Source organism: Pseudomonas sp. OTU5201 (assembly GCF_038440135.1).
Classification (GTDB): domain Bacteria; phylum Pseudomonadota; class Gammaproteobacteria; order Pseudomonadales; family Pseudomonadaceae; genus Metapseudomonas; species Metapseudomonas resinovorans.
Genome location: NZ_JASATC010000005.1, coordinates 89904 through 111688, shown reverse-complemented (window position 1 = coordinate 111688; position 21785 = coordinate 89904). Strand labels below are relative to the sequence as shown.

Genomic DNA, 21785 nt, shown 5'->3' with positions numbered 1-21785 from the left:
AGCGTGATAAAGGGGGTGAAGCCGTGGTGAGCCACTGGCTGATAGAATGCGCGCCTTGCGAGGACTCTCCATGAACTACCGCCATGCCTTCCACGCCGGCAACCACGCCGACGTACTCAAACACTTGACCTTGGCCCGCCTGATCGCCCTGCTGTCGCGCAAGGAGGCCCCCTTTGCCTACCTCGACAGCCATGCCGGCGTCGGCCTCTATGACTTGCTGGGGGACCAGGCCAGCCGCACCGATGAATGGCGCGAGGGCATCGGTCGCCTCTGGGACCTGCCCGACCTGCCGGCACCGATGGCCGACTACTTGCAGGTGATCCATGAGATGAACCCGGATGGCAGCCTGCGTTTTTACCCCGGCTCGCCGGAATTGGCGCGGCGCCTGACGCGTCCCCAGGACCGCCTGCAACTGAACGAGAAACACCCGGAAGACGGCCTGCTGTTGCGGGACAACATGGCCGGTGACCGCCGTGTCGCCGTGCACCTGGGGGAAGGGTGGCACCTGGCGCGGGCGCTGCTGCCTGTGGCGGAAAAGCGCGCGCTGATGCTCATCGATCCGCCCTTCGAAAAGGCGGACGAACTGGAGCGCTGTGTCACCGCCCTGAAGGAAGCCATCGGCCGCATGCGCCAGACGGTGGTCGCCATCTGGTACCCGATCAAGGACCAGCGCCAGCTCAAGCGCTTCTACCAGGGGCTGCAGGCCAGTGGCGCGCCCAAACTGCTGCGTGCAGAACTGCGGGTGCATGCGGCTGACACTGCGGATTCCGGGCTGAACGGTTCAGGCCTGGTCATCGCCAACCCGCCGTGGGGCATCGAGGACGAACTGCGCCAGGTCCTGCCCTGGCTCGCCGAGCGCCTGGCGCAAAGCAAGGGTGGCTGGCAACTGGACTGGCTGATCGCCGAGTGATCAGCCTCGTCCGGGGCGAGGCTCCACGTAGTAGGTCAGTTGTTGCCGCGGGTTGAGGTATTCCAGCACCTCCAGCGGTAACTGCGCCGGCCGCAGGCTGCGGGCGATGGACAGGTGCGACTCCTGTTCCAGGTCGAGGATCAGCGCCTCCTGTTTGGGCACGTCCGGGGCGTGGACGATCAGGGTCGGTCGCAGCGGCTGGCCCGGGTTTATGCCCAGTACGAGGGCGTAACGCTCGTCATCCAGCTGCACCAGGCTGCCGGGCGGGTAGACGCCCATGGCACGTATGAATGCCTTCAGGGCCACCTCGTCGAAGTGTGAACGCTGCTGCTTGAACATCAGCGCCAGGGCCTCATGGGGGCTGAGGGCGTTTCGTGGGTCGAGCGGGTTGCACAGGTTGTCGAACTGGTTGGTGATGGCCACCAGCTTGCTCAGCCGACCGATGCCCGCCTCCCGCAGGCCGCGGGGATAGCCGCTGCCGTCGCAATGCTCGTGGTGCTCGTGGATGATGCGTAGCACCTCGTCGTCCAGCATCAGGCGTTGACCCATGCGCAGGCCGAATTCGGTGTGCAGTTGCAGGAACTGCTGCTCGGCGCGGGTCAGGGGCTCGGGCTTGAGCAGTACCTTGCTCGGCACTTCCATCTTGCCGATGTCATGCAGCAGGGCGCCAAGTCCCAGGCTGTGGCAGGCCTCGCTATCAAGGCCGAGCTGGCGGCCCAGCAGCAGCGCCAGCACGGTGACATTCAGGGCGTGGTAATAGCTGTCCTCGGCCCCCTTGCTGGTAATGCTGTGCAGCACGACACCGGGTTCTCCCAGCAGGGTTTCCACCAGCCCGCCGACGATGACGCCGGCATGCTGGATCGCCTCCTCCGGACGGCTGCGCAGGGTCTGGTTGAGGTTCTTGACCTGCTGGCTGGCCTGAAGGAACCGGCGGTCCACCTCGGCTACCCGCCGACGCAGTTCGCGGAGCTTTTCGGCTCGAGCCTTGCGCGCGCGAGTCTCTGAGTCTTCAGGTGGCGGGGCTGGCACCGGCACTTCGGGCGTTTCAAGGGGCAGGGGCTTGCAGTCGCTGCGAGCGGGGTCGTAGCGCAGCCGCTGAAGGCCCAGCGCCTGCAAGGCACGAACCTGCCCTTCATCCTTGATTTTGAAGTTGCTGAAGGTGAAGTCGTGCTCCAGCCAGCTCAGCTCCAGCTGGATATAGAGGCCGATGCAGAGCTGGTCGGGATGGATGTAGTGAGTTTGGGGCGACATACCGGAGGCTGGGTGGCGATTGGCCACGTGAGTCTAACCCTTCGACAGTCACCCCGCCTGCCCGACTTCAGGCGGGCAGGCAGACCCCAGTGCCGCCCAGGCCGCAGTAGCCGTCGGGATTCTTCGCCAGGTACTGCTGGTGATAAGCCTCGGCGTAATAGAAGGCTGGCGCCTCGCGGACTTCGGTGGTGATGGCGCCGAATCCGGAATTCTCCAGCTCGGCCTGGAAGCGCTCCTGGCTCGCACGGGCGGCGGCCAGTTGCTCTTTGTCATAACAGAAGATGGCGGAGCGGTACTGGGTGCCAACGTCATTGCCCTGGCGCATGCCCTGGGTCGGGTTGTGGGCTTCCCAGAACACCTTCAGCAGCTCGTTGAAGCTGATTTTTTGCGGATCGAACACCACCAGTACCACCTCCGTGTGCCCGGTCAGGCCGGAGCAGACTTCGTCATAGGTGGGGTTCGGGGTGAAGCCGCCCGCGTAGCCGGCAGCCGTGGTCCAGACCCCCGGCTGTTGCCAGAAGCGCCTTTCAGCGCCCCAGAAACAGCCCAGGCCGAATTGCGCCATTTGCAGGCCGGCGGGGAAGGGGCCTTGCAGCGGGCGACCATTGACGTAGTGGCTGTCGGGCACCGGCATCGGTGTCTCGCGGCCGGGCAGGGCCTGAGCGGCGCTTGGCAGCTCGAGTTTGTGAGCGAGTATTTGCGAACGCAGGACCATCAGCCGTCTCCTCGGGATTGCAATGAATCCCGATGTTACCCCGATTGCGCAGTCGTTTTTCAACGACTGTTCAGACGCCTTTGCGGCAGGGGTAGCGGACGAGGTTTTCGAACAGGTGCTTGCCGGAGATCGGTTTGTCGAACAGGTAGCCCTGGCCCACATCGCAGTGCTGCCGGCGCAGGAAGCCGAGCTGGGCGGCCGTCTCGATACCTTCGGCGACCACCTTGAGTTTGAGCTTGTGAGCCATGGCGATCACGGCAGACGTGATCTCCTTGTCGTCCTGGCTGTCGGGGATGTCCTTGATGAAGCTGCGATCGATCTTGATCACGTCGATGGGGAATTTCTTCAGGTAGCTGAGCGACGAGTAACCGGTGCCGAAATCGTCCATGGCCAGGGTCAGGCCAAGGTTTTTCAGATGGTTGAGCTGGTGCCGGGTGTCTTCGGTGGCTTCCAGCAGCAGGCCTTCGGTGAGTTCCAGCTCCAGGTGCTTCGGTGGTAGCTGCTCTTCATGGAGGATCGCAGCGATGGAACCCACCAGGTCCGGGTCGCTGAACTGCTTAGGCGACAGGTTGATGGCCACCTGTAGGTCGCCTAGCCCGGCAGCGCTGAGGCGTTTGCACATGCGGCAGGCTTCTCGGATCACCCATTTGCCGATGGGAATGATCATGCCGGTCTCTTCCGCCACGCTGATGAACTGGTCCGGGCTGATCATGCCCTTTTCCGGGTGGTGCCAGCGCAGCAGGGCTTCCATGCCGAGCAACTGGCCGGTCTTCAGGCAGAGCTTGGGTTGGTAGAAGACTTCCAGCTCGTTCTGTGCCAGGGCGCGGCGCAGGTTGTTTTCGACGAATAGCTTGTAGCTGGCCTCGGCATTCAGAGCCTCGGTGAACAGCTGCAGCTGGTGCTTGCCGTTGGCCTTGGCCTTGTGCAGTGCCAGGCCTGCGTGCTTCATCAGGGTCTGCGGGTCGCGCCCGTGCTGCGGCGCACAGGCGAGCCCCAGGGAACCAGTGACGTTGATCAGTTGGTTGTCGACGAACAACGGCTTGTCCAGGGTTTGCAGGACCTGGGCGGCGATGCGTTGGCCGCTATCCAGGTCGGCACCGTCAAGCAATACGGCAAACTCGTTGCTGGCAAAGCGCGCCAGGATGCCGTTGGGGCTCAGGCTATTGCGCAGGCGCCGGGCCAGGCTTACCAGCAACTTGTCCCCAGTCTGGTGGCCGAGGCTGTCGTTGATCCGCTTGAAGTTGTCGATGTCCACCAGCAGCAGGCAGAGCGGGGTCTCGCGGTCGCTTTGGAAGCGCTCTTCGAGGGTGCGGATGAAGTAGGGACGGTTGCCGAGGCCGGTGAGGTTGTCGGTATAGGCCAGCTTCTCGATGCGCTGCTGGGCCAGTTTGCTTTGGGTGACGTCTTCGTAGATGCCGATGTAGTGGGTGAGCTCGCCGTCCTCGCCAAATACTTTTGAGATCGACAGCTGGCCCCAGTAAGGCTCGAGGTTTTTGCGCCGGCTGCGGAATTCGCCTTGCCAGCTATTGCAGGCCGCTAGGCCGGAGCCGGTGTCGAATAGCAGTTCACTGAGGTTTTCCAGGGCTGGCAGGTCCGACAGTCGGCGACCGTGCACTTCGTCGGCACTGTACTGGGTGATGGCGGTGAAACTGGGATTGACGTACTCCACCAGGCCGTCGCGATCGACCAGCAGGAAGGCGCTGGCACTTTGCTCGACGGCGCGCTGGAACAGGTGCAGCGCGCTGGTAGCGTGGCGCCGCTGCTGATTCACCAGCACCTGTGCAAACTGGTCGGCCAGCTCGCCGGCGAAGGCGATCTCGTCGGTCTGCCAGACGCGTGGCGCGCCCGTATGTTCCAGGCAGAGCACGCCGACCACTTCGCCACCGATGCGGATGCTGGCGTCGAGCATCGCGCTGATGCCCTGGGGCTTGAGGTAACCCTTGGCCAGTTCGCTGGTGCGCGGGTCGCTCTGCGCATTGTGGGCGTCAATGACACGTCCGCTTTGCAGGGCATCGAGGTAATGCGGGAACTGGCTCATCTCCATGGCGCGCGGGTGTACATGGTGGTCCTGGTCGCGGCGGAACAAGCTGACCGCTACCAATTGGGTGCCTTCGAGCATCCAGATGCCGGCACGCGCTACGTCGTAGGCTTCGCAGGCAGCCTGGGTGATGAGCTGGGCGGCTTCCTCGGCTGGGTTGCTGGACATGTAACGATGTCGCGCCAGGCGGACGATCAGGCTCTGTTGGGCACGGGAGCGAACCAGGTGTTGCAGATGGTCGTCCTGGGAACGCTTGTAGAGCTCCAGGGATGTGCGCAGCCGGCTGTTCTGGGCCTCCAGATCGAGGTTTTTCAGCCGTTCCTGGTGCTCCGGTGACTCGCCGGCCACCAGCAGGTAGCCACGCAGCAGCTGCCGCCCGTGCTGCTGGAACGGCTCGCCGACTTCCTGCAGGAGCAGTGGGCCCTTGGGCGTGTGCAGGGTGTACTGGATGGAGTAATGCGGGTGCGCGGCCAGTTGAAGTTGCACCTCGTCGTGCAACCGGTAGCGGATCTCCGGTTCCATCAGGCTGGCGTAAGGGGCGTCGATCAGGGCGCAGAGTTCGCTGGCCGGCAGGCCGAATGTGCGTTCGCAGGCAGGGTCGAGAAAGAGCATCGCCCAACTGGCCTCATTGAGCCGCTCGAAACGCATCAGGCCCAGCCGCGAGGGGACGGGCAATTGCGTCACTATCTCGGCCACCGTACGGCTGGTGGCATCGGGATGGCTCTTCATTGGGCGCTAGGCTTCCACTTCTCTGACCGGAAGAGGGTCCGGCCTACTTCTTGAACGCATCGGGCAAGGGTGCATCATGATGATGGCACTGGCAAGCGCGCCGCACCGTGCTTTTCGCGAGTGGAGAAAAGACGGTTGGAAATGTGCGGAACCGCGCAGTCACCGAGAGGGTGGGGGATATCCAGCAGCAAAAAAAACCCCGCCTCAGGGGGCGGGGTTGAGGTACGAGCGTGGCGTGCTCGCGAATTGCAAACGGTTACAGCAGCATGGTGCGGATATCCGCCAGCACGTCGCCGAGGCGCTTGGTGAAGCGCGCGGCAGCAGCGCCGTTGATCACGCGGTGGTCGTAGGACAGCGACAGCGGCAGCATCAGACGCGGCTGGAAGGCCTTGCCATCCCATACCGGCTGCATCGCGGCCTTGGACACCCCGAGGATCGCCACTTCAGGCGCATTGACGATCGGCGTGAAACCGGTGCCGCCAATGTGGCCGAGGCTGGAGATGGTGAAGCAGGCGCCTTGCATGGCATCGGCGGACAGCTTCTTGGTGCGCGCTTTCTCCGCCAGTTCGGCGGCTTCGGCGGCCAGCTGCAGCAGGCTCTTCTGGTCGACGTCGCGAATGACCGGCACCAGCAGGCCGTCCGGGGTGTCCACGGCGAAGCCGATGTGCACGTACTTCTTGCGGATCAGCGCCTTGCCGCTGGGGGCCAGGGAGCTGTTGAAGTCCGGCAGTTCCTTGAGCAGGTAGGCGCAAGCCTTGAGCAGCAGCGGCAGGACGGTCAGCTTGACGCCGGCCTTTTCCGCCACGGCCTTCTGGGCAACCCGGAAGGCTTCCAGCTCGGTGATATCGGCCGAATCGAATTGGGTCACGTGCGGGACGTTGAGCCAGCTGCGATGCAGGTTGGCGGCACCCACCTGCATCAGGCGGGTCATGGCCACTTCTTCGATTTCGCCGAACTTGCTGAAGTCCACAACCGGGATCGGCGGGATGCCAGCACCACCGGTTGCACCGGCGGCGGCCGGGGCTTCCTTGGCCTTCTGCATCATGGCCTTGACGTAGGCTTGCACGTCTTCCTTGAGGACGCGACCGTGCGGGCCAGTGGCCGGGACTGCGCTCAGCTCGACGCCGAACTCGCGGGCCAGTTGGCGAACCGCCGGGCCTGCGTGGACCTTGGCCCCGCTGGAACGGGCCGGGATGCCGGTGGTGCTTGCAGCCGCTGCGGCCAGCGAGGCAATAGCAGTGACCTCGGCGGCTGCGACCGGGTGGGCGCCCTCGGGTACGCGATGGACCGGTTGCTCTGCGGCCGCTGCGGGAGCAGCTCCTGCGACCTTGAGCTTGAGGATCAGGTCACCGGTACCGACTTCGGCGTCCAGCTTCACTTCGACGCTTTCCACCACGCCGGCGGACGGCGAGGGGATTTCCATGCTGGCCTTATCGGACTCCAGGGTGATCAGCGACTGCTCGGCTTCGACGGTATCGCCGGCCTTGACCAGTACTTCGATGACCTTGGCCTTGCCGGCCGAGCCGATGTCCGGAACCTTGATGTCCTGCACCGATGCGGCTGCCGCCGGGGCAGGCGCTGGCGCGGCAGCCGGTGCGGCGGCAGGTGCAGCGGCAGGTGCAGCGGCCTGGGCCGGGGCCGCGGACAGTGCTGCTCCGGCTACTCGCAGCTTGAGGATCAGGTCGCCAGTGCCGACGTCAGCATCCAGCTTGACCTCGACGCTCTCCACCACGCCGGCGGCAGGGGAGGGAATCTCCATGCTGGCCTTGTCGGACTCAAGGGTGATCAGGGACTGCTCGGCTGCCACCGTGTCGCCGGCCTTGACGAGAACCTCGATGACCTTGGCGGTGCCGGCAGAGCCGATATCCGGGACGAAGATTTCCTGCACGCTGGAGCTGGCGGTCGCAGAGGCAGCAGCCGGCGCCGGGGCAGCGGGCTTTTCTTCGGCCTTGGGGGCGGGAGCCGCGGCCGGAGCGGGCGCTGGAGCTGCAGCTGCAGCACCCTCGACTTCCAGCTCCAGCAGTTCGTCGCCCTCTTTCAGGCGATCGCCCAGCTTCACCTTCAGGCTCTTGATCACACCGGCCTTGGGCGCGGGAATCTCCATGCTGGCCTTATCAGACTCCAGGGTCAGCAGGCTCTGATCGGCTTCGATGCGGTCGCCAACCTTGACGAACAGCTCGATCACTTCACCTTCGCCGCTGCCGATGTCGGGTACGCGAATCAGTTCACTCACAATGCGTCTCCTCAGCAGTCCAGCGGGTTGCGTTTTTCAGGATCGATACCGAACTTGGCGATGGCCTCGGCCACGACCTTGGGTTCGATCTCACCGCGATCCGCCAGGGCTTCCAGGGTCGCGAGGACCACCCAGTGACGGTCAACCTCGAAGAAGTGACGCAGTTTCTTGCGGGTGTCGCTGCGGCCGAAACCGTCTGTGCCGAGAACCTTGTATTCCTTGCTCGGTACCCACTGACGAATCTGGTCGGCGAAAAGCTTCATATAGTCGGTGGAGGCCACGACCGGACCCTTGCGGCCGGCCAGGCACTGCTCGATGTAGGTCTGACGCGGCTTCTGTTCCGGGTGCAGGCGATTGTGACGCTCGACCGCCAGGCCTTCGCGGCGTAGTTCGTTGAAGCTGGTGACGCTCCAGACGTCAGCGCCGACATTGAACTCGTCGCGGAGGATCTTCGCCGCTTCGCGGACTTCGCGCAGGATGGTGCCCGAGCCCAGGAGCTGCACGTGGTGGGCGGCGTCCTTCTTGTCTTCTTCCAGCAGGTACATGCCCTTGATGATGCCTTCTTCGGCCCCGACCGGCAGCGCGGGCTGCTGGTAGGCCTCGTTCATCACGGTGATGTAGTAGAAGATATTCTGCTGCTCTTCGGTCATCTGGCGGATGCCTTCACGCACGATCACCGCCAGCTCGTAGCCGTAGGTGGGGTCGTAGGTGCGGCAGTTCGGGATGGTGGCCGCCATCAGGTGGCTATGGCCGTCTTCGTGCTGCAGGCCTTCGCCGTTCAGAGTGGTCCGGCCGGAGGTGCCGCCGATCAGGAAGCCGCGAGCACGGCTGTCGCCGGCTGCCCAGGCCAGGTCGCCGATACGCTGGAAGCCGAACATCGAATAGAAGATGTAGAACGGCAGCATCGGCTGGTTGTGGTTGCTGTAGGAGGTGCCGGCCGCGATGAACGAGGACATGGCGCCCGCTTCGTTGATGCCTTCCTCGAGGATCTGGCCCTTCTTGTCCTCCTTGTAGAACATCACCTGGTCCTTATCCACCGGCTCGTAGAGCTGGCCGACCGAGGAGTAGATGCCCAACTGGCGGAACATGCCTTCCATGCCAAATGTACGGGCTTCGTCCGGGATGATCGGGACGATGCGCTGGCCCAGTTCCTTGTCCTTGACCAGCTGCGCAAGGATGCGCACGAAGGCCATGGTGGTGGAGATTTCACGATCGCCCGAACCGTCGAGGATGGCCTTGAGGGTCTCCAGCGGCGGAGTGGGGATGCCGAAGCTGTTGACGCGGCGCTGCGGCATGTAGCCACCCAGGGCGGCGCGGCGCTCGTGCAGGTACTTGTACTCGGCGCTGCCTTCCTGCGGACGGTAGAACGGCAGTTTTTCCAGGTCGGCGTCGTTGACCGGGATGTCGAAGCGGTCGCGGAACTGCTTCAGGCTCTCGACGTCGACCTTCTTGGTGTTGTGGGCGGTGTTCTGCGCTTCGCCCGCGCCGGTGCCGTAGCCCTTGATGGTCTTGGCCAGGATGACGGTGGGCTGGCCCTTGTGGTTGACCGCCTGGTGGTAGGCCGCATAGACCTTGTAGGGGTCGTGGCCGCCACGGTTGAGTTTCCAGATCTCGTCGTCGGAGAGGTCTTTGACCATGTCCTTGAGCTCTGGCGAGTTGAAGAAGTTTTCGCGGACGTACGCGCCGTCCTTCGCCTTGTAGTTCTGGTACTCGCCGTCGACGACTTCGTCCATGCGGCGCTGCAGGGAGCCGTCGGTGTCCTTGGCGAACAGCGGGTCCCAGAACCGGCCCCAGACCACTTTGTTCACGTTCCACTGGGCGCCGCGGAAGACACCTTCCAGCTCCTGGATGATCTTGCCGTTGCCGCGAACCGGGCCGTCAAGGCGCTGCAGGTTGCAGTTGATGACGAAGATCAGGTTGTCCAGCTTCTCGCGGCCGGCCAGGGAGATGGCGCCAAGGGATTCCGGCTCGTCGCACTCGCCGTCACCCATGAAGCACCAGACCTTCTGCTTGCCGGCGGGGATGAAGCCGCGGCTTTCCAGGTACTTCATGAAGCGGGCCTGGTAGATGGCCTGAATCGGGCCGAGGCCCATGGATACTGTGGGGAACTGCCAGAAGTCCGGCATCAGCCAGGGGTGCGGGTAAGAGGACAGGCCCTTGCCGTCCACTTCCTGGCGGAAGTTGGTCATCTGCTCTTCGCTGATGCGGCCTTCGAGGAAGGCGCGAGCATAGATGCCGGGGGATGCGTGGCCCTGATAGAAGATCAGGTCGCCACCGTGCTCCTCGGTAGGAGCCTGGAAGAAGTAGTTGAAACCGATGTCGTAGAGGGTCGCCGAGGAAGCGAAGCTGGAAATGTGACCGCCCAGATCCGGGTCGTGCAGGTTGGTGCGCATCACCATCGCAAGGGCGTTCCAGCGCACCATCGAGCGAATGCGGCGTTCCATGAACAGGTCGCCAGGCATGCGTGCTTCGTGGGTTACCGGGATGCTGTTGCGATACGGCGTGGTAATGGCGTAGGGCAGTTGGGTGCCGCTGCGGGTGGCCAGCTCACCCATGCGGGTCAGCAGGTAATGCGCGCGGTCTTCGCCTTCTTTGTCGAGTACGGACTCCAGGGAATCCAGCCATTCCTGGGTTTCGACGGGATCGAGGTCTTGCATGGCTTGCTCCAGGGCGGAAAGGCTTCCAGAATCGGATGCCAGTGGTCACGGCCGGCCTTGTGGGGCGGTCGCGGCGAAATTCTTGTTACCGGGGGTAGGGCCGGGCTCGTGTAGTTTTACTACAAATCGACGAAGGTTTCAGCACTCTGGATACAATCTTTCGTAGTAAAACTACAGACTGCGCGGCGCAGTCGGCTGAAAGCCCCGAGTTAGAGCTGTTCCGCCACCGCTGCGCCAGCTGCGGGTCCAGCCTCGGCCCGCAGCCCAGAAAGGATAGACCATGAGCTTGCCGTCGCTGGCCGCCTTGTCGGCCACCCTCCAGCCCAGCGCCGATCGGGCGCTGTCTGCTTTCCGCACTGCCCTCGCTGATCAGTCCCAGGACTTCGACAGCTGGCCCGACGAGCGGCGGCAAGCCTTTGGGCGAGTCAGTGCCGCCAGTGATTTCGTCGCCGAACAGGCGCAGCGCGATCCGCTCATGCTGCTGGCGCTGGCTGCCTCTGGTGAGTTGGAGCGACCGCTGGCACCCGGCGAGTTGCGCACCCAGGTCGCGGAGCTGCTGGAAGACTGCGTGGAAGAAGACGACCTTGGGCGACGGCTGCGCCGCTACCGCCACCGCCAGCAGTTGCGCATTATCTGGCGCGACCTGACCCGTCAGGCGGATCTTGCGGAAACCTGTCGCGACCTCTCCGACCTCGCAGACGCCTGCATCGACCTCGCTTACCACTGGCTTTACAGCCGCCATTGCGCCCAGTTCGGCACGCCCATCGGCCGTCGCTCTGGCCTTCCACAGCATCTGGTAGTGCTGGGCATGGGCAAGCTTGGGGCCCATGAACTGAACCTGTCCTCGGACATCGACCTGATCTTCGGCTACCCCGAGGGCGGTGAGACTGAAGGTGCCAAGCGCGCCCTGGACAATCAGGAGTTCTTCACGCGCCTCGGCCAGCGGCTGATCAAGGCGCTGGACGCCATCACTGTGGACGGATTCGTCTTCCGCGTGGATATGCGCCTGCGTCCTTACGGCTCATCCGGGTCGTTGGTATTCAGCTTCAATGCGTTGGAGCAGTACTACCAGGACCAGGGGCGTGACTGGGAACGCTACGCCATGATCAAGGCGCGGGTGGTGGGCGGCGACCAAGCGGCTGGCGCCCAGTTGCTGCAGATGCTGCGTCCCTTCGTCTATCGCCGCTACCTGGACTTTTCTGCCATCGAAGCGCTGAGGTCGATGAAGCAATTGATCCAGCAGGAGGTGCGGCGTAAGGGCATGACCGAGAACGTCAAGCTCGGCTCCGGAGGCATTCGCGAAGTTGAGTTCATCGCCCAGGCCTTTCAACTGATTCACGGCGGCCGCGACCTCAGTCTGCAGCAGCGACCGCTGCTGACGGTACTGGAGACCTTGGAGGGTCAGGGCTACCTGCCGCCGCCGGTGGTTGCCGAATTGAAAGAAGGCTACGAATTCCTCCGGTATACCGAACATGCCTTGCAGGCAATCGCCGACCGCCAGACGCAGATGCTGCCGGATAGTGAGCTGGATCGAGCGCGTGTCGCCTTCATCATGGGTTTTGACGGCTGGGAGAGCTTCCATGAGCGCCTGATGCACTGGCGCGGGCGTGTCGAGTGGCATTTCCAGCAGGTGATCGCCGATCCGGATGACGAAGAGGGGGGCGACGGTGAAAGCTGCATCGGTGGCGAATGGCTTCCGCTCTGGGAAGAGGCGCTGGACGAGGAGAGTGCATGCCGTCAGCTGGGCGAAGCCGGCTTCGCCGAGCCCGTTGCAGCCTGGCGCCGCCTTACCGACCTGCGCAATGGCCCGCAAGTGCGTGCCATGCAGCGCCTCGGACGCGAGCGGCTGGATGCTTTCATACCGCGCCTGCTGAGCCTGACCGTGGAGCATCACACGCCTGACCTGGTGCTGGAACGGGTGCTGCCCATGGTGGAAAAGGTAGCGCGCCGTTCCGCCTACCTGGTGCTGCTGACCGAAAACCCCGGCGCCCTGCAGCGTTTGATTGAGCTCTGTGCGGCCAGCCCCTGGATCGCCGAGCAGATCACCCGCTTCCCGCTGTTGTTGGATGAGCTGCTCAATGAGGGCCGCCTCTACCGTCCGCCGCTGGCGCCGGAGCTGGCGGCCGAACTGCGCGAGCGCCTGACGCGGATACCCGAAGACGATCTGGAGCAGCAGATGGAGGCCCTGCGCCACTTCAAGCTGGCCCACAGTCTGCGGGTAGCGGCTTCGGAAATAGCCGGCACCTTGCCGCTGATGAAGGTCAGCGACTACCTGACCTGGCTGGCCGAGGCCATTCTCGATCAGGTGCTGGCCCTTTCATGGCGCCAGACCGTGGCCAAGTACGGCATGCCGAAGCGCGCCGACGGCAGTCTCTGCGATCCGGACTTCGTCATCGTCGGCTATGGCAAGGTGGGAGGCCTCGAGTTCGGCCATGGCTCGGATCTGGACCTGGTGTTCATCCATGATGGCGATCCCCAGGCCGAAACCGATGGCGACAAACCCATCGACGGCGCGCAGTTCTTCACTCGCCTGGGGCAGCGCATCATCCATTTGCTGACAACCCAGACCACCTCCGGAGCCCTGTACGAGGTGGACATGCGCTTGCGTCCATCCGGTGCGGCGGGCCTGCTGGTCAGTTCCCTGGGTGCCTTCCAGCGCTACCAGGAGAACGAAGCCTGGACTTGGGAGCACCAGGCGCTGGTGCGTGCGCGGGTGCTGGTGGGCTCGCCGCGGGTCGCCGCCGCCTTCGAGCAGGTGCGCCTGGCGGTGCTCGGCCGCGAGCGCGATTTGCCCGGGCTGCGCGCAGAGGTGAGCGAGATGCGCGCCAAGATGCGCGGCAACCTTGGCACCCGCGAAACCGCTGCCGGAACAGGGTCGAGTGCCTTCGAGGCCGCGGCCTCCTTCGATCTGAAGCAGGATGCCGGCGGTATCGTCGATATCGAATTTATGGTGCAATATGCGGCCCTGGCCTGGTCGCGACAGCACCCTGAACTGGTGCGTTACACCGATAACATCCGCATTCTGGATGGCCTGGAGCAGGCAAACCTGCTGGCTGGCGACGAGGTGCGCCTGCTGCAGGAAGCCTACAAAGCCTACCGTTCAGCGGCCCACCGCCAGGCCTTGCAGAAGCAGCCTGGGATAGTGAGCGGGGACCAGTTCCACGCGGAGCGCCATGGCGTGATGCGGATCTGGCGTGAACTGGGTCTGAACTGACCCGGCTGGCTGAACCAATCGAATTCTTGAGGAGCTGGCAATATGTCGATGGCCGATCGTGATGGCGTGATCTGGTATGACGGCGAACTGGTGCCGTGGCGCGAAGCAACCACTCACGTCCTGACCCACACCCTGCATTACGGCATGGGCGTGTTCGAAGGCGTACGCGCCTACAACACTCCGGACGGCACTGCCATCTTCCGCCTGCAGGCTCACACTGACCGCCTGTTCGACTCTGCTCATATCTTCAACATGCAGATTCCCTTCTCCAAGGAAGAGATCAACGAAGCCCAGCGCGCCGCGGTTCGTGAGAACGGCCTGGAAAGCGCCTACTTGCGGCCGATGGTGTTCTTCGGCAGCGAGGGCATGGGCCTGCGCGCGTCCGGTCTGAAGGTGCATGTGATCGTCGCCGCCTGGCACTGGGGCGCCTATATGGGCGAGGAAGCACTGGTCAATGGCATCAAAGTGCGTACCAGCTCCTACACCCGCCACCACGTCAACATTTCCATGACGCGCGCCAAGGCCAACGGCAACTACATCAACTCGATGCTGGCCCTGCAGGAAGCCATCTCCGGCGGCGCCGACGAAGCCATGCTGCTGGACCCGGAAGGCTATGTGGCCGAGGGTTCGGGCGAGAACATCTTCCTGGTCAAGGACGGTGTGGTGTACACCCCGGAAGTGACCTCCTGCCTCAACGGCATTACCCGCAGCACCATCCTGACCCTGGCTGGCGAGCTGGGTATCAAGGTCGTGGAGAAGCGCATCACCCGTGACGAGGTGTACATCGCCGACGAGGCCTTCTTCACCGGTACCGCCGCCGAAGTCACCCCGATCCGCGAAGTGGATGGCCGCAAGATCGGCATCGGTCGTCGTGGTCCGGTGACCGAGAAGCTGCAGAAAGCCTACTTCGACCTGGTGACCGGCAAGACTTCCGCCCACGGCGAGTGGCGCACCCTGGTCAAGTAATCCGACTAAGCTGCACGCGGCAAGCCGCAAGCTGCAAGTGGTCCGCACCGCTTGGAGCTTGCGGCTTGTCGCTTGAGGCTTGAAGCTGCCCTTATGAAAATACTGATCGTAGGACCCTCCTGGGTCGGCGACATGGTGATGGCGCAGACACTCTTCCAGTGCCTGAAGGCCCGCCATCCCGACTGCGAGATCGACGTGCTGGCCCCTGAGTGGAGCCGGCCCATCCTTGAACGCATGCCGGAAGTGCGCCAGGCGCTGAGTTTCCCCGTCGGCCACGGCGTGCTGGATATCGCCACGCGGCGCAAGATCGGCAAGTCCCTGCTGGGGCAGTACGATCAGGCCATTCTCCTGCCCAACTCGCTGAAGTCGGCGCTGGTGCCCTGGTTCGCCGGCATTCCCAAGCGCACCGGTTGGAAGGGCGAGATGCGCTACGGCCTGCTGAATGACATTCGCGTTCTCGACAAACAGCGCTACCCGCTGATGATCGAGCGCTTCATGGCCCTGGCCTTCGAACCGGGCGCCGAGCTGCCCAAGCCCTATCCACGCCCTTCGCTGCGGATCGATCCGGCCAGCCGCGACGCCGCCCTGGCCAAGTTCGGCCTGGATCGGGATCGCCCTGTGCTGGCGCTCTGTCCGGGTGCCGAGTTCGGCGAGGCCAAGCGTTGGCCCGCCGAGCACTACGCCAAAGTGGCCGAACTGAAGATCCGGGCCGGCTGGCAGGTCTGGTTGTTCGGCTCGAAGAACGACCACCCGGGGGGCGAAGACATCCGCATGCGCCTGATCCCGGGCCTGCGCGAAGAAGCGGTCAACCTCGCCGGTGAAACCAGCCTGGCCGAGGCCATCGACCTGATGTCCTGCGCCGGCGCAGTGGTGTCCAACGACTCTGGGCTGATGCACGTGGCCGCCGCCTTGGCGCGACCGCTGGTGGCGGTTTACGGTTCGACCTCGCCGCAGTTCACCCCGCCCCTGGCCGAACAGGTGGAGATTGTCCGCCTCGGCCTGGAGTGCAGCCCCTGCTTCGAGCGCACTTGCCGCTTCGGCCATTACAACTGCCTGCGCGAGCTCAAACCGCGCCCGGTGATCGAAGCCCTGGACCGCCTGGTGCCGGACCCGCTCGAGCTGGTGGAGAGTCGCTGAGTGCGGGTACTGCTGATCAAGACGTCTTCCCTGGGCGATGTCATTCATACCTTGCCAGCGCTCACCGATGCTGCGCGGGCGATTCCCGGCATCGAGTTCGACTGGGTGGTGGAAGAGGGTTTTGCCGAGATACCGGCCTGGCATCCGGCGGTGGCGCAAGTCATTCCGGTGGCGATTCGCCGCTGGCGCAAGAATCTCTGGCAGACCCTGAGAAGCGGCGAATGGCGCCGCTTCAAGCGCCGTCTGCGGGAAACCCGCTATGACCTGGTGATCGACGCACAAGGCTTGCTGAAGAGCGCCCTGCTGACCCGTTACACCAAGGCGCCGGTGGTGGGGCTGGATCGTGATTCGGCCCGCGAGCCGGTGGCCAGCCACTTCTATGATCGCCGCTATCCGGTGGCCTGGGGGCAGCACGCAGTCGAGCGCGTGCGCCAGTTGTTCGCCCAGGCACTGGACTATCGGGTGCCTGAAGGGGTGGGCAATTACGGTCTGAATCGCGCCCAACTGGCCGACGCTCACAGCGGTGCGCCCTACCTGCTGTTCCTCCATGGCACCACTTGGGAGACCAAGCACTGGCCGGAGAAGTATTGGCGCGAACTTACCGAGCGCGCCTGCGACCATGGCTGGCACGTGCGGCTGCCCTGGGGCAATCCGACGGAAAAAGCACGTGCCGAACGCATCGCCGAAGGCTTGGAAAAGGCTGCAGTGCTCCCCAAGTTATCCCTGGCGGGGATGGCCAAGGTCGTGGCCGGCGCCCGCGCCTGCGTGGCGGTGGATACTGGTCTCGGCCACCTGGCTGCCGCTCTGGATGTGCCGACCCTGTCACTTTACGGCCCGACCAACCCGGGTTTCACCGGCGCTTATGGGCGGTCGCAGATCCATTTGGGCAGCGACTTCCCCTGCGCGCCCTGCTTGAAGAAGGTCTGTGCCTACAAGCCGACAGTGGAGGATCGCCGCCTGTTCGATCTGGAAGGTGAACAGCCGCTATGTTTTACCCGGCTGAATCCGCAGCGCGTGGCGACCCAGCTGGAAGCCCTTCTGCTGACTGAGGATATCCACTGATGCAACTGGCATTCGTGCTCTACAAGTACTTTCCCTTCGGTGGCCTGCAGCGTGATTTCATGCGCATCGCCCTGGAGTGCCAGCGTCGTGGTCATGCCATTCGCGTCTACACCATGATCTGGGAGGGCGACGTCCCGGAAGGCTTCGAGGTGCTGATTGCACCCGTCAAAGCGCTGTTCAACCACAAGCGCAATGAGAAATTCACCGCCTGGGTCGAGGCGGACCTGGCGCGCCGCCCGGTGGATCGCGTGGTCGGCTTCAACAAGATGCCGGGTCTGGATGTCTACTACGCCGCTGATCCTTGCTTCGAGGACAAGGCGCAGACCTTGCGCAATGGCCTCTACCGCCGCTGGGGTCGCTACAAGCACTTCTCCGATTATGAGCGCGCGGTGTTCGCCCCTGAATCGAAGACCGAAGTGCTGATGATCTCCGAGGTGCAGCAGCCGCTCTTCGTCAAGCACTACGCCACGCCGGCCAAACGCTTCCACCTGCTGCCGCCGGGTATCGCCGCCGATCGCCGCGCACCGGCCAACGCTACTGACATCCGCGCCGAGTTCCGCCGTGAGTTCAAGCTGAATGATGACGACCTGTTGCTGGTGCAGATCGGTTCCGGCTTCAAGACCAAGGGCCTGGATCGCAGTCTCAAGGCCGTGGCCGCGCTGCCGCGTGAACTGCGCAAGCGCACTCGCCTGATCGTTATCGGCCAGGACGATCCCAAGCCTTTCCTGCTGCAGATGAAGACTCTGGGCATTTCCGACCAGGTGGACATCCTCAAGGGGCGCAGCGATATCCCGCGCTTCCTGCTGGGTGCCGACCTGCTGATCCACCCGGCCTACAACGAGAACACCGGCACTGTATTGCTGGAGGCTCTGGTTGCAGGGCTGCCCGTGCTGGTCACCGACGTCTGCGGCTACGCCCACTACATCGCCGAGGCGGACAGCGGCCGCGTGCTGCCCAGCCCATTCGAGCAGGACGGCCTCAATCGCACGCTTGTCGAGATGCTCGCCGACTCGGCCGCCCGCGCGCGCTGGAGCGCCAACGGCCTGGCCTTTGCCGACAGCGCCGACCTTTACAGCATGCCGCAGCACGCAGCGGATGTGATTCTCGCGGAGCGCCCATGAAGCTTGTCCTGAAGCCCCCTTTCGAGCACCTCTGGGCCGGGCGTGACGCCTTCGTCGAGGTGGAAGCGCTCCAGGGCCAGGTCTACCGAGAGCTGGAAGGTCGTCGCACCCTGCGCACCGAAGTGGCCGGCAGCGGCTACTTCGTCAAGATCCATCGCGGCATCGGCTGGGGTGAGATCGTCAAGAACCTGATCACTGCGAAGGCGCCCGTGCTGGGCGCTGGCCAGGAATGGACGGCCATCCAGCGCCTGCACGAGGCCGGTGTGCCGACCATGACCGCCGTTGCCTTTGGCGAGCGCGGCAGCAATCCGGCGAGCCAGCACTCCTTCATTGTCACGGAAGAGTTGGCACCCACGGTCAGCCTTGAAGACTACTGTGTCGATTGGCCGAGCAGTCCGCCGCCGGTACGGCTGAAGTGGGCGTTGATCGAGGAAGTGGCACGCATGACCGGCACGATGCACCGGGCCGGGGTCAATCATCGCGACTGCTATATCTGCCACTTCCTGCTGCACACGGCACGGCCGGTGACCGCCGACGACTTCAAACTGTCGCTGATTGACCTGCATCGTGCGCAAACCCGTGCCGCAACTCCCAAGCGCTGGCGCGACAAGGATCTGGCCGGACTCTACTTCTCGGCGCTGAACATCGGCCTGACCCGGCGTGACAAGCTGCGTTTCCTCAAGGCCTACTTCCGCCAGCCACTGCGCCAGGTCCTGAGGGATGAAATCGGTCTGCTGGCCTGGCTCGAGCAGAAGGCCGAGCGCCTGCTCTCGCGCTATGAGCGCAAGTACGCCGGGGGAGGAGAGGCGTGAGCCAATGGAAACTGGCCGAGGGGCTGGAGACTGAGGTCGCGGAGCTGTTCGGTGACCTCGACAAGGTATTTGCCGTGGAAGGTGATTGGATCACCGGCGACCCGCTGTCCGAGGTGCTGCGGGTGGAGCACCGTGGCGTGCGCTACTACGTCAAACGCTACTGGGCAGCGGGCAAGGGTTTGCGTCGCTGGTTCGGTCGGCCGCGAGTCAAGGCCGAATGGCAGAACCTCAAGTACTTCACCAAATGGGGCATTCCCACTGCGCCTGTTGTGGGGTGGGGACAGGAACGTCGTGCTGGCGTTTTCCACCGTGGTGCGCTGATCACTCGGGAGCTCGAGGGCACGGTCGACATGGCGGAAATGGCCAGGCAGGGCGATTCGCGTCTGAGCGATCCGCGCTGGGTCGACCGCGTCAGCCGGCAGTTGGCAAAAGCGACCCGAAGCCTGCATCAGCATGGCTTCGCCCATAACGACCTGAAGTGGCGCAACCTGCTGGTGGACGAAGCCGGCGAGCTGTTCCTGATCGACTGCCCTACCGGTACTTTCTGGTGGGGGCCCTTCCTGCACTATCGGGTGATCAAGGATCTGGCCTGCCTGGACAAGGTGGCCAAGCACCATCTCAGTCGCAGCCAGCGTCTGCGCTTCTACCTGCAATACCGGGATCAATCGCGCCTGCGCAGCCGCGACAAGCGCCAAGTGCGGCAGATCCTCAAGTTCTTCGAGGGACGCGAATGAGCGACTTCATCGCTGCGGCGGATCGCGAGATTCTCGCCCGCCACGGCCTGGACAGTTTCGAATCGCTCTGGGCCTTGCGCCTGGAGGCGGTCGATGAGCCCAATACCGGTCGTGGTGGCTGGAGCAGTGTGTTCCGCCTGGATCTGGGTGAGGCCACCTACTACCTCAAGCGACAGAGCAACTTCCTTAGCCGCAACCTGCTGCGACCTATCGGCGAGCCCACCTTCGCTCGCGAGTTCCGCAGCATTTGCCGCTACCAGAAGCTGGGCGTTCCGGCCTTGCAGGCGGCCTTCTTCGGCTATCGCCTGGTTGAGGGCGAGCGTCGCGCCATCCTGCTGACCCGTGCCCTGGATGGTTGGCGCGAGCTCACCGGTTGGCTGGAAGCGTGGCCCGCAATGGCCGCAGGGAAGCGCTCGGCGATCATCGTCGCGGCGGCGGATCTGGCGCGGCGCCTCCATGACGCTGGCCAGGTGCACGGTTGCTTCTATCCCAAGCACGTATTCCTGCGGGAGACCCAGGCCGGATTCGAGGCTTGTCTGATCGACTTGGAAAAGACCCGGCCCTTGCTGCTGGGGCGTCGCGACCGGGTCAAGGATCTGGAGGCCTTGGTGCGGCGCGCTGATGCCTGGGGCGAAGCCGAGGTACGCGAACTACTGTCCGGCTACCTGGAGCGCGGGCAGGATTCGGCGGACGTGAATGACTGGCTGGCACGCCTCGCCAGTCGCCGGCGTGACAAGGAACGCGCTCAATGACTCTGGCTGACCTGGCCCGTGCGGGGCGAACCCCGCAGCTTCCCATTCACCTTGATGTGGCTGGCGGCCTGGAGTTGCAGAGCCTGCTGCGGGTGCTGCCCGGGCAGCGTTACGTGGGCGTGGCGATGTGGCAGGGCCGCAAGGTGCTGGCCAAGCTGCTGGTCGGCGCCAAGGCCGAGCGGCATTTCCAGCGCGAACTGACGGGCGCGCGCGCCCTGCATGAACAGGGCATCGATTCCCCCGCGCTTCTGAATGAAGGGCAGCAGCCAGGGCAAGGTGGTTGGTTGCTGTTCGAATATCTGGACTCAGCGGAAAGTCTCTGGGATGCCTGGCGCCAGGTGGAGCGCGATGCCCTGTTGTCCGACGGTCAGCAAGCCGTGTTGGGCGAAGCGCTTGGGGTCATTGCACGACTGCACTTGGTCGGGCTCGCCCAGGAAGACCTGCACCTGGACAACCTGCTGCGTCAAGGTAGCAAGCTGCACGTGATCGACGGCGGCGGTATCCGCGCTGAAAACCCCGGCAATCCACTGCCGAGGGACAAGGTCCTGGCCAACCTGGGCATCTTCTTTGCCCAATTGCCGGCGGAGCTGGACGCCTTTCTGGAAGAGCTGCTGGTGCACTACCTGCTGGTCAACGGCGAGCATGCATTGCCGCTGGAGGCCCTGGAGAAAGAAATCGCCCGGGTGCGACGCTGGCGTCTGGGTGACTACATGAAAAAAATCGCTCGTGATTGCAGCCTGTTCAGTGTCGTTCGCGGCGCATTCGGCCTGCGCGCGGTTCGTCGCGAGGCGGAAGCGGGGCTCGAAAGGCTGCTGCAGGCGCCGGACGCCGCGATTGAGCAGGGTCGCTCACTGAAGCAAGGGGCTACCGCCACGGTGGCGGAAGTCCAGATCGACGGACGCAAACTGCTGGTCAAGCGTTACAACATCAAGGGTCTGCTGCACTGGTTGACGCGCTTCTGGCGCCCGAGTCGCGCCTGGCACAGTTGGCGCGAGGGTAACCGTCTGGAGTTCCTTTGCATCGCTACGCCACGTCCGCTGGCCGTGCTCGAGCGGCGTTTTCTCTGGCTGCGCGGCCGGGCCTACCTGATTACCGAATATCTCTCCGGGCAAGATATAATCGCCCGTTTTCGACCCTATCTGGACAACCCTGATGGGGCTGGTGCTCCACCGGAAGCCGAGCTGCAAGCTCTCGACCGACTGTTCGCTGCGCTTATCCGCGAGCGCATCAGTCACGGCGACTTCAAGGGCTACAACCTGTTCTGGCATGACGGCCGCTGGACACTGATCGATCTCGATGCCGTGTACCAGCATCGCAACGAGCGCAGCTTCGCCCGGGCCTATGCTCGCGACCGCGCGCGCTTCCTGCGGAACTGGCCGGCCGAGTCGGCATTGCACCAGCTACTGGATAAACGATTACCGCAGGTGCCAAGCACCTGCCCTGAAAGAGGCTAA

The 21785-nt window shown here is 64.0% G+C and carries 15 protein-coding genes; 10 read left to right on the top strand and 5 right to left on the bottom strand.

The features are described from left to right. Positions 1-70 precede the first annotated feature (70 nt). Positions 71-910, top strand: coding sequence for a 23S rRNA (adenine(2030)-N(6))-methyltransferase RlmJ (locus AAHM40_RS04870; RefSeq protein ID WP_342243655.1), 840 nt, complete (start codon positions 71-73; stop codon positions 908-910). Here AAHM40_RS04870 and AAHM40_RS04865 read toward each other — a convergent pair whose 3' ends face one another. The 5 genes from AAHM40_RS04865 to aceE form a co-directional block, all read right to left on the bottom strand. After that, positions 911-2161: an HD-GYP domain-containing protein gene (locus tag AAHM40_RS04865; protein WP_342243654.1), complete on the bottom strand. Its 1251-nt coding sequence runs from the start codon at positions 2159-2161 to the stop codon at positions 911-913. It abuts the gene before it with no gap. A gap of 67 nt (positions 2162-2228) precedes the next feature. Next, a complete protein-coding gene (gene msrA, locus AAHM40_RS04860) occupies positions 2229-2876 on the bottom strand; it encodes a peptide-methionine (S)-S-oxide reductase MsrA (protein ID WP_342243653.1) in 648 nt (215 codons plus the stop codon). 70 nt (positions 2877-2946) lie between these two features. Beyond that, complete coding sequence (locus AAHM40_RS04855) at positions 2947-5643, bottom strand: putative bifunctional diguanylate cyclase/phosphodiesterase (protein ID WP_342243652.1); 2697 nt, start codon at positions 5641-5643, stop codon at positions 2947-2949. A gap of 256 nt (positions 5644-5899) precedes the next feature. Beyond that, positions 5900-7876 (bottom strand): dihydrolipoyllysine-residue acetyltransferase, encoded by a 1977-nt coding sequence (aceF, locus tag AAHM40_RS04850; protein WP_342243651.1) that lies wholly within the window; start codon positions 7874-7876, stop codon positions 5900-5902. Positions 7877-7887: 11 nt separating this feature from the next. After that, a complete protein-coding gene (aceE, locus tag AAHM40_RS04845) occupies positions 7888-10533 on the bottom strand; it encodes a pyruvate dehydrogenase (acetyl-transferring), homodimeric type (RefSeq protein ID WP_342243650.1) in 2646 nt (881 codons plus the stop codon). A 280-nt stretch (positions 10534-10813) separates the two neighbouring features. Between aceE and glnE the strand changes: the two genes are divergently transcribed. From glnE to AAHM40_RS04800, 9 genes are all read left to right on the top strand, one after another. Next, positions 10814-13747, top strand: coding sequence for a bifunctional [glutamate--ammonia ligase]-adenylyl-L-tyrosine phosphorylase/[glutamate--ammonia-ligase] adenylyltransferase (gene glnE / locus AAHM40_RS04840; protein WP_342243649.1), 2934 nt, complete (start codon positions 10814-10816; stop codon positions 13745-13747). Between the two features lie 42 nt (positions 13748-13789). Next, complete coding sequence (locus AAHM40_RS04835) at positions 13790-14713, top strand: branched-chain amino acid transaminase (RefSeq protein WP_280284942.1); 924 nt, start codon at positions 13790-13792, stop codon at positions 14711-14713. Positions 14714-14806: 93 nt separating this feature from the next. Next, positions 14807-15850 (top strand): lipopolysaccharide heptosyltransferase II, encoded by a 1044-nt coding sequence (waaF, locus tag AAHM40_RS04830; RefSeq protein WP_342243648.1) that lies wholly within the window; start codon positions 14807-14809, stop codon positions 15848-15850. Then, positions 15851-16912: a lipopolysaccharide heptosyltransferase I gene (waaC, locus tag AAHM40_RS04825; protein ID WP_342243647.1), complete on the top strand. Its 1062-nt coding sequence runs from the start codon at positions 15851-15853 to the stop codon at positions 16910-16912. After that, the gene (locus tag AAHM40_RS04820; protein ID WP_342243646.1) at positions 16912-18033 is read left to right on the top strand and encodes a glycosyltransferase family 4 protein; all 1122 of its coding nucleotides are present in this window, start codon (positions 16912-16914) and stop codon (positions 18031-18033) included. The genes waaC and AAHM40_RS04820 overlap by 1 nt, the downstream gene beginning before the upstream one ends. Then, positions 18030-18845: a lipopolysaccharide core heptose(I) kinase RfaP gene (rfaP, locus tag AAHM40_RS04815; RefSeq protein ID WP_342243645.1), complete on the top strand. Its 816-nt coding sequence runs from the start codon at positions 18030-18032 to the stop codon at positions 18843-18845. Before AAHM40_RS04820 ends, rfaP begins: the two co-directional genes overlap by 4 nt. After that, the gene (locus tag AAHM40_RS04810; RefSeq protein WP_342243644.1) at positions 18842-19579 is read left to right on the top strand and encodes a lipopolysaccharide kinase InaA family protein; all 738 of its coding nucleotides are present in this window, start codon (positions 18842-18844) and stop codon (positions 19577-19579) included. The genes rfaP and AAHM40_RS04810 overlap by 4 nt, the downstream gene beginning before the upstream one ends. Further along, entirely contained in the window at positions 19576-20331 is a 756-nt protein-coding gene (locus AAHM40_RS04805; protein WP_342243643.1) for a lipopolysaccharide kinase InaA family protein, read from the top strand. Before AAHM40_RS04810 ends, AAHM40_RS04805 begins: the two co-directional genes overlap by 4 nt. Continuing rightward, positions 20328-21785: a lipopolysaccharide kinase InaA family protein gene (locus tag AAHM40_RS04800; protein WP_342243642.1), complete on the top strand. Its 1458-nt coding sequence runs from the start codon at positions 20328-20330 to the stop codon at positions 21783-21785. Before AAHM40_RS04805 ends, AAHM40_RS04800 begins: the two co-directional genes overlap by 4 nt.

Coding starts and splice junctions, on each gene's coding strand:
- AAHM40_RS04870 (WP_342243655.1), top strand. CDS start 71: ATGAACTACCGCCATGCCTTCCACGCCGGCAACCACGCCGACGTACTC.
- AAHM40_RS04865 (WP_342243654.1), bottom strand. CDS start 2,161: ATGTCGCCCCAAACTCACTACATCCATCCCGACCAGCTCTGCATCGGC.
- msrA (WP_342243653.1), bottom strand. CDS start 2,876: ATGGTCCTGCGTTCGCAAATACTCGCTCACAAACTCGAGCTGCCAAGC.
- AAHM40_RS04855 (WP_342243652.1), bottom strand. CDS start 5,643: ATGAAGAGCCATCCCGATGCCACCAGCCGTACGGTGGCCGAGATAGTG.
- aceE (WP_342243650.1), bottom strand. CDS start 10,533: ATGCAAGACCTCGATCCCGTCGAAACCCAGGAATGGCTGGATTCCCTG.
- glnE (WP_342243649.1), top strand. CDS start 10,814: ATGAGCTTGCCGTCGCTGGCCGCCTTGTCGGCCACCCTCCAGCCCAGC.
- AAHM40_RS04835 (WP_280284942.1), top strand. CDS start 13,790: ATGTCGATGGCCGATCGTGATGGCGTGATCTGGTATGACGGCGAACTG.
- waaF (WP_342243648.1), top strand. CDS start 14,807: ATGAAAATACTGATCGTAGGACCCTCCTGGGTCGGCGACATGGTGATG.
- AAHM40_RS04820 (WP_342243646.1), top strand. CDS start 16,912: ATGCAACTGGCATTCGTGCTCTACAAGTACTTTCCCTTCGGTGGCCTG.
- rfaP (WP_342243645.1), top strand. CDS start 18,030: ATGAAGCTTGTCCTGAAGCCCCCTTTCGAGCACCTCTGGGCCGGGCGT.
- AAHM40_RS04805 (WP_342243643.1), top strand. CDS start 19,576: ATGAGCGACTTCATCGCTGCGGCGGATCGCGAGATTCTCGCCCGCCAC.
- AAHM40_RS04800 (WP_342243642.1), top strand. CDS start 20,328: ATGACTCTGGCTGACCTGGCCCGTGCGGGGCGAACCCCGCAGCTTCCC.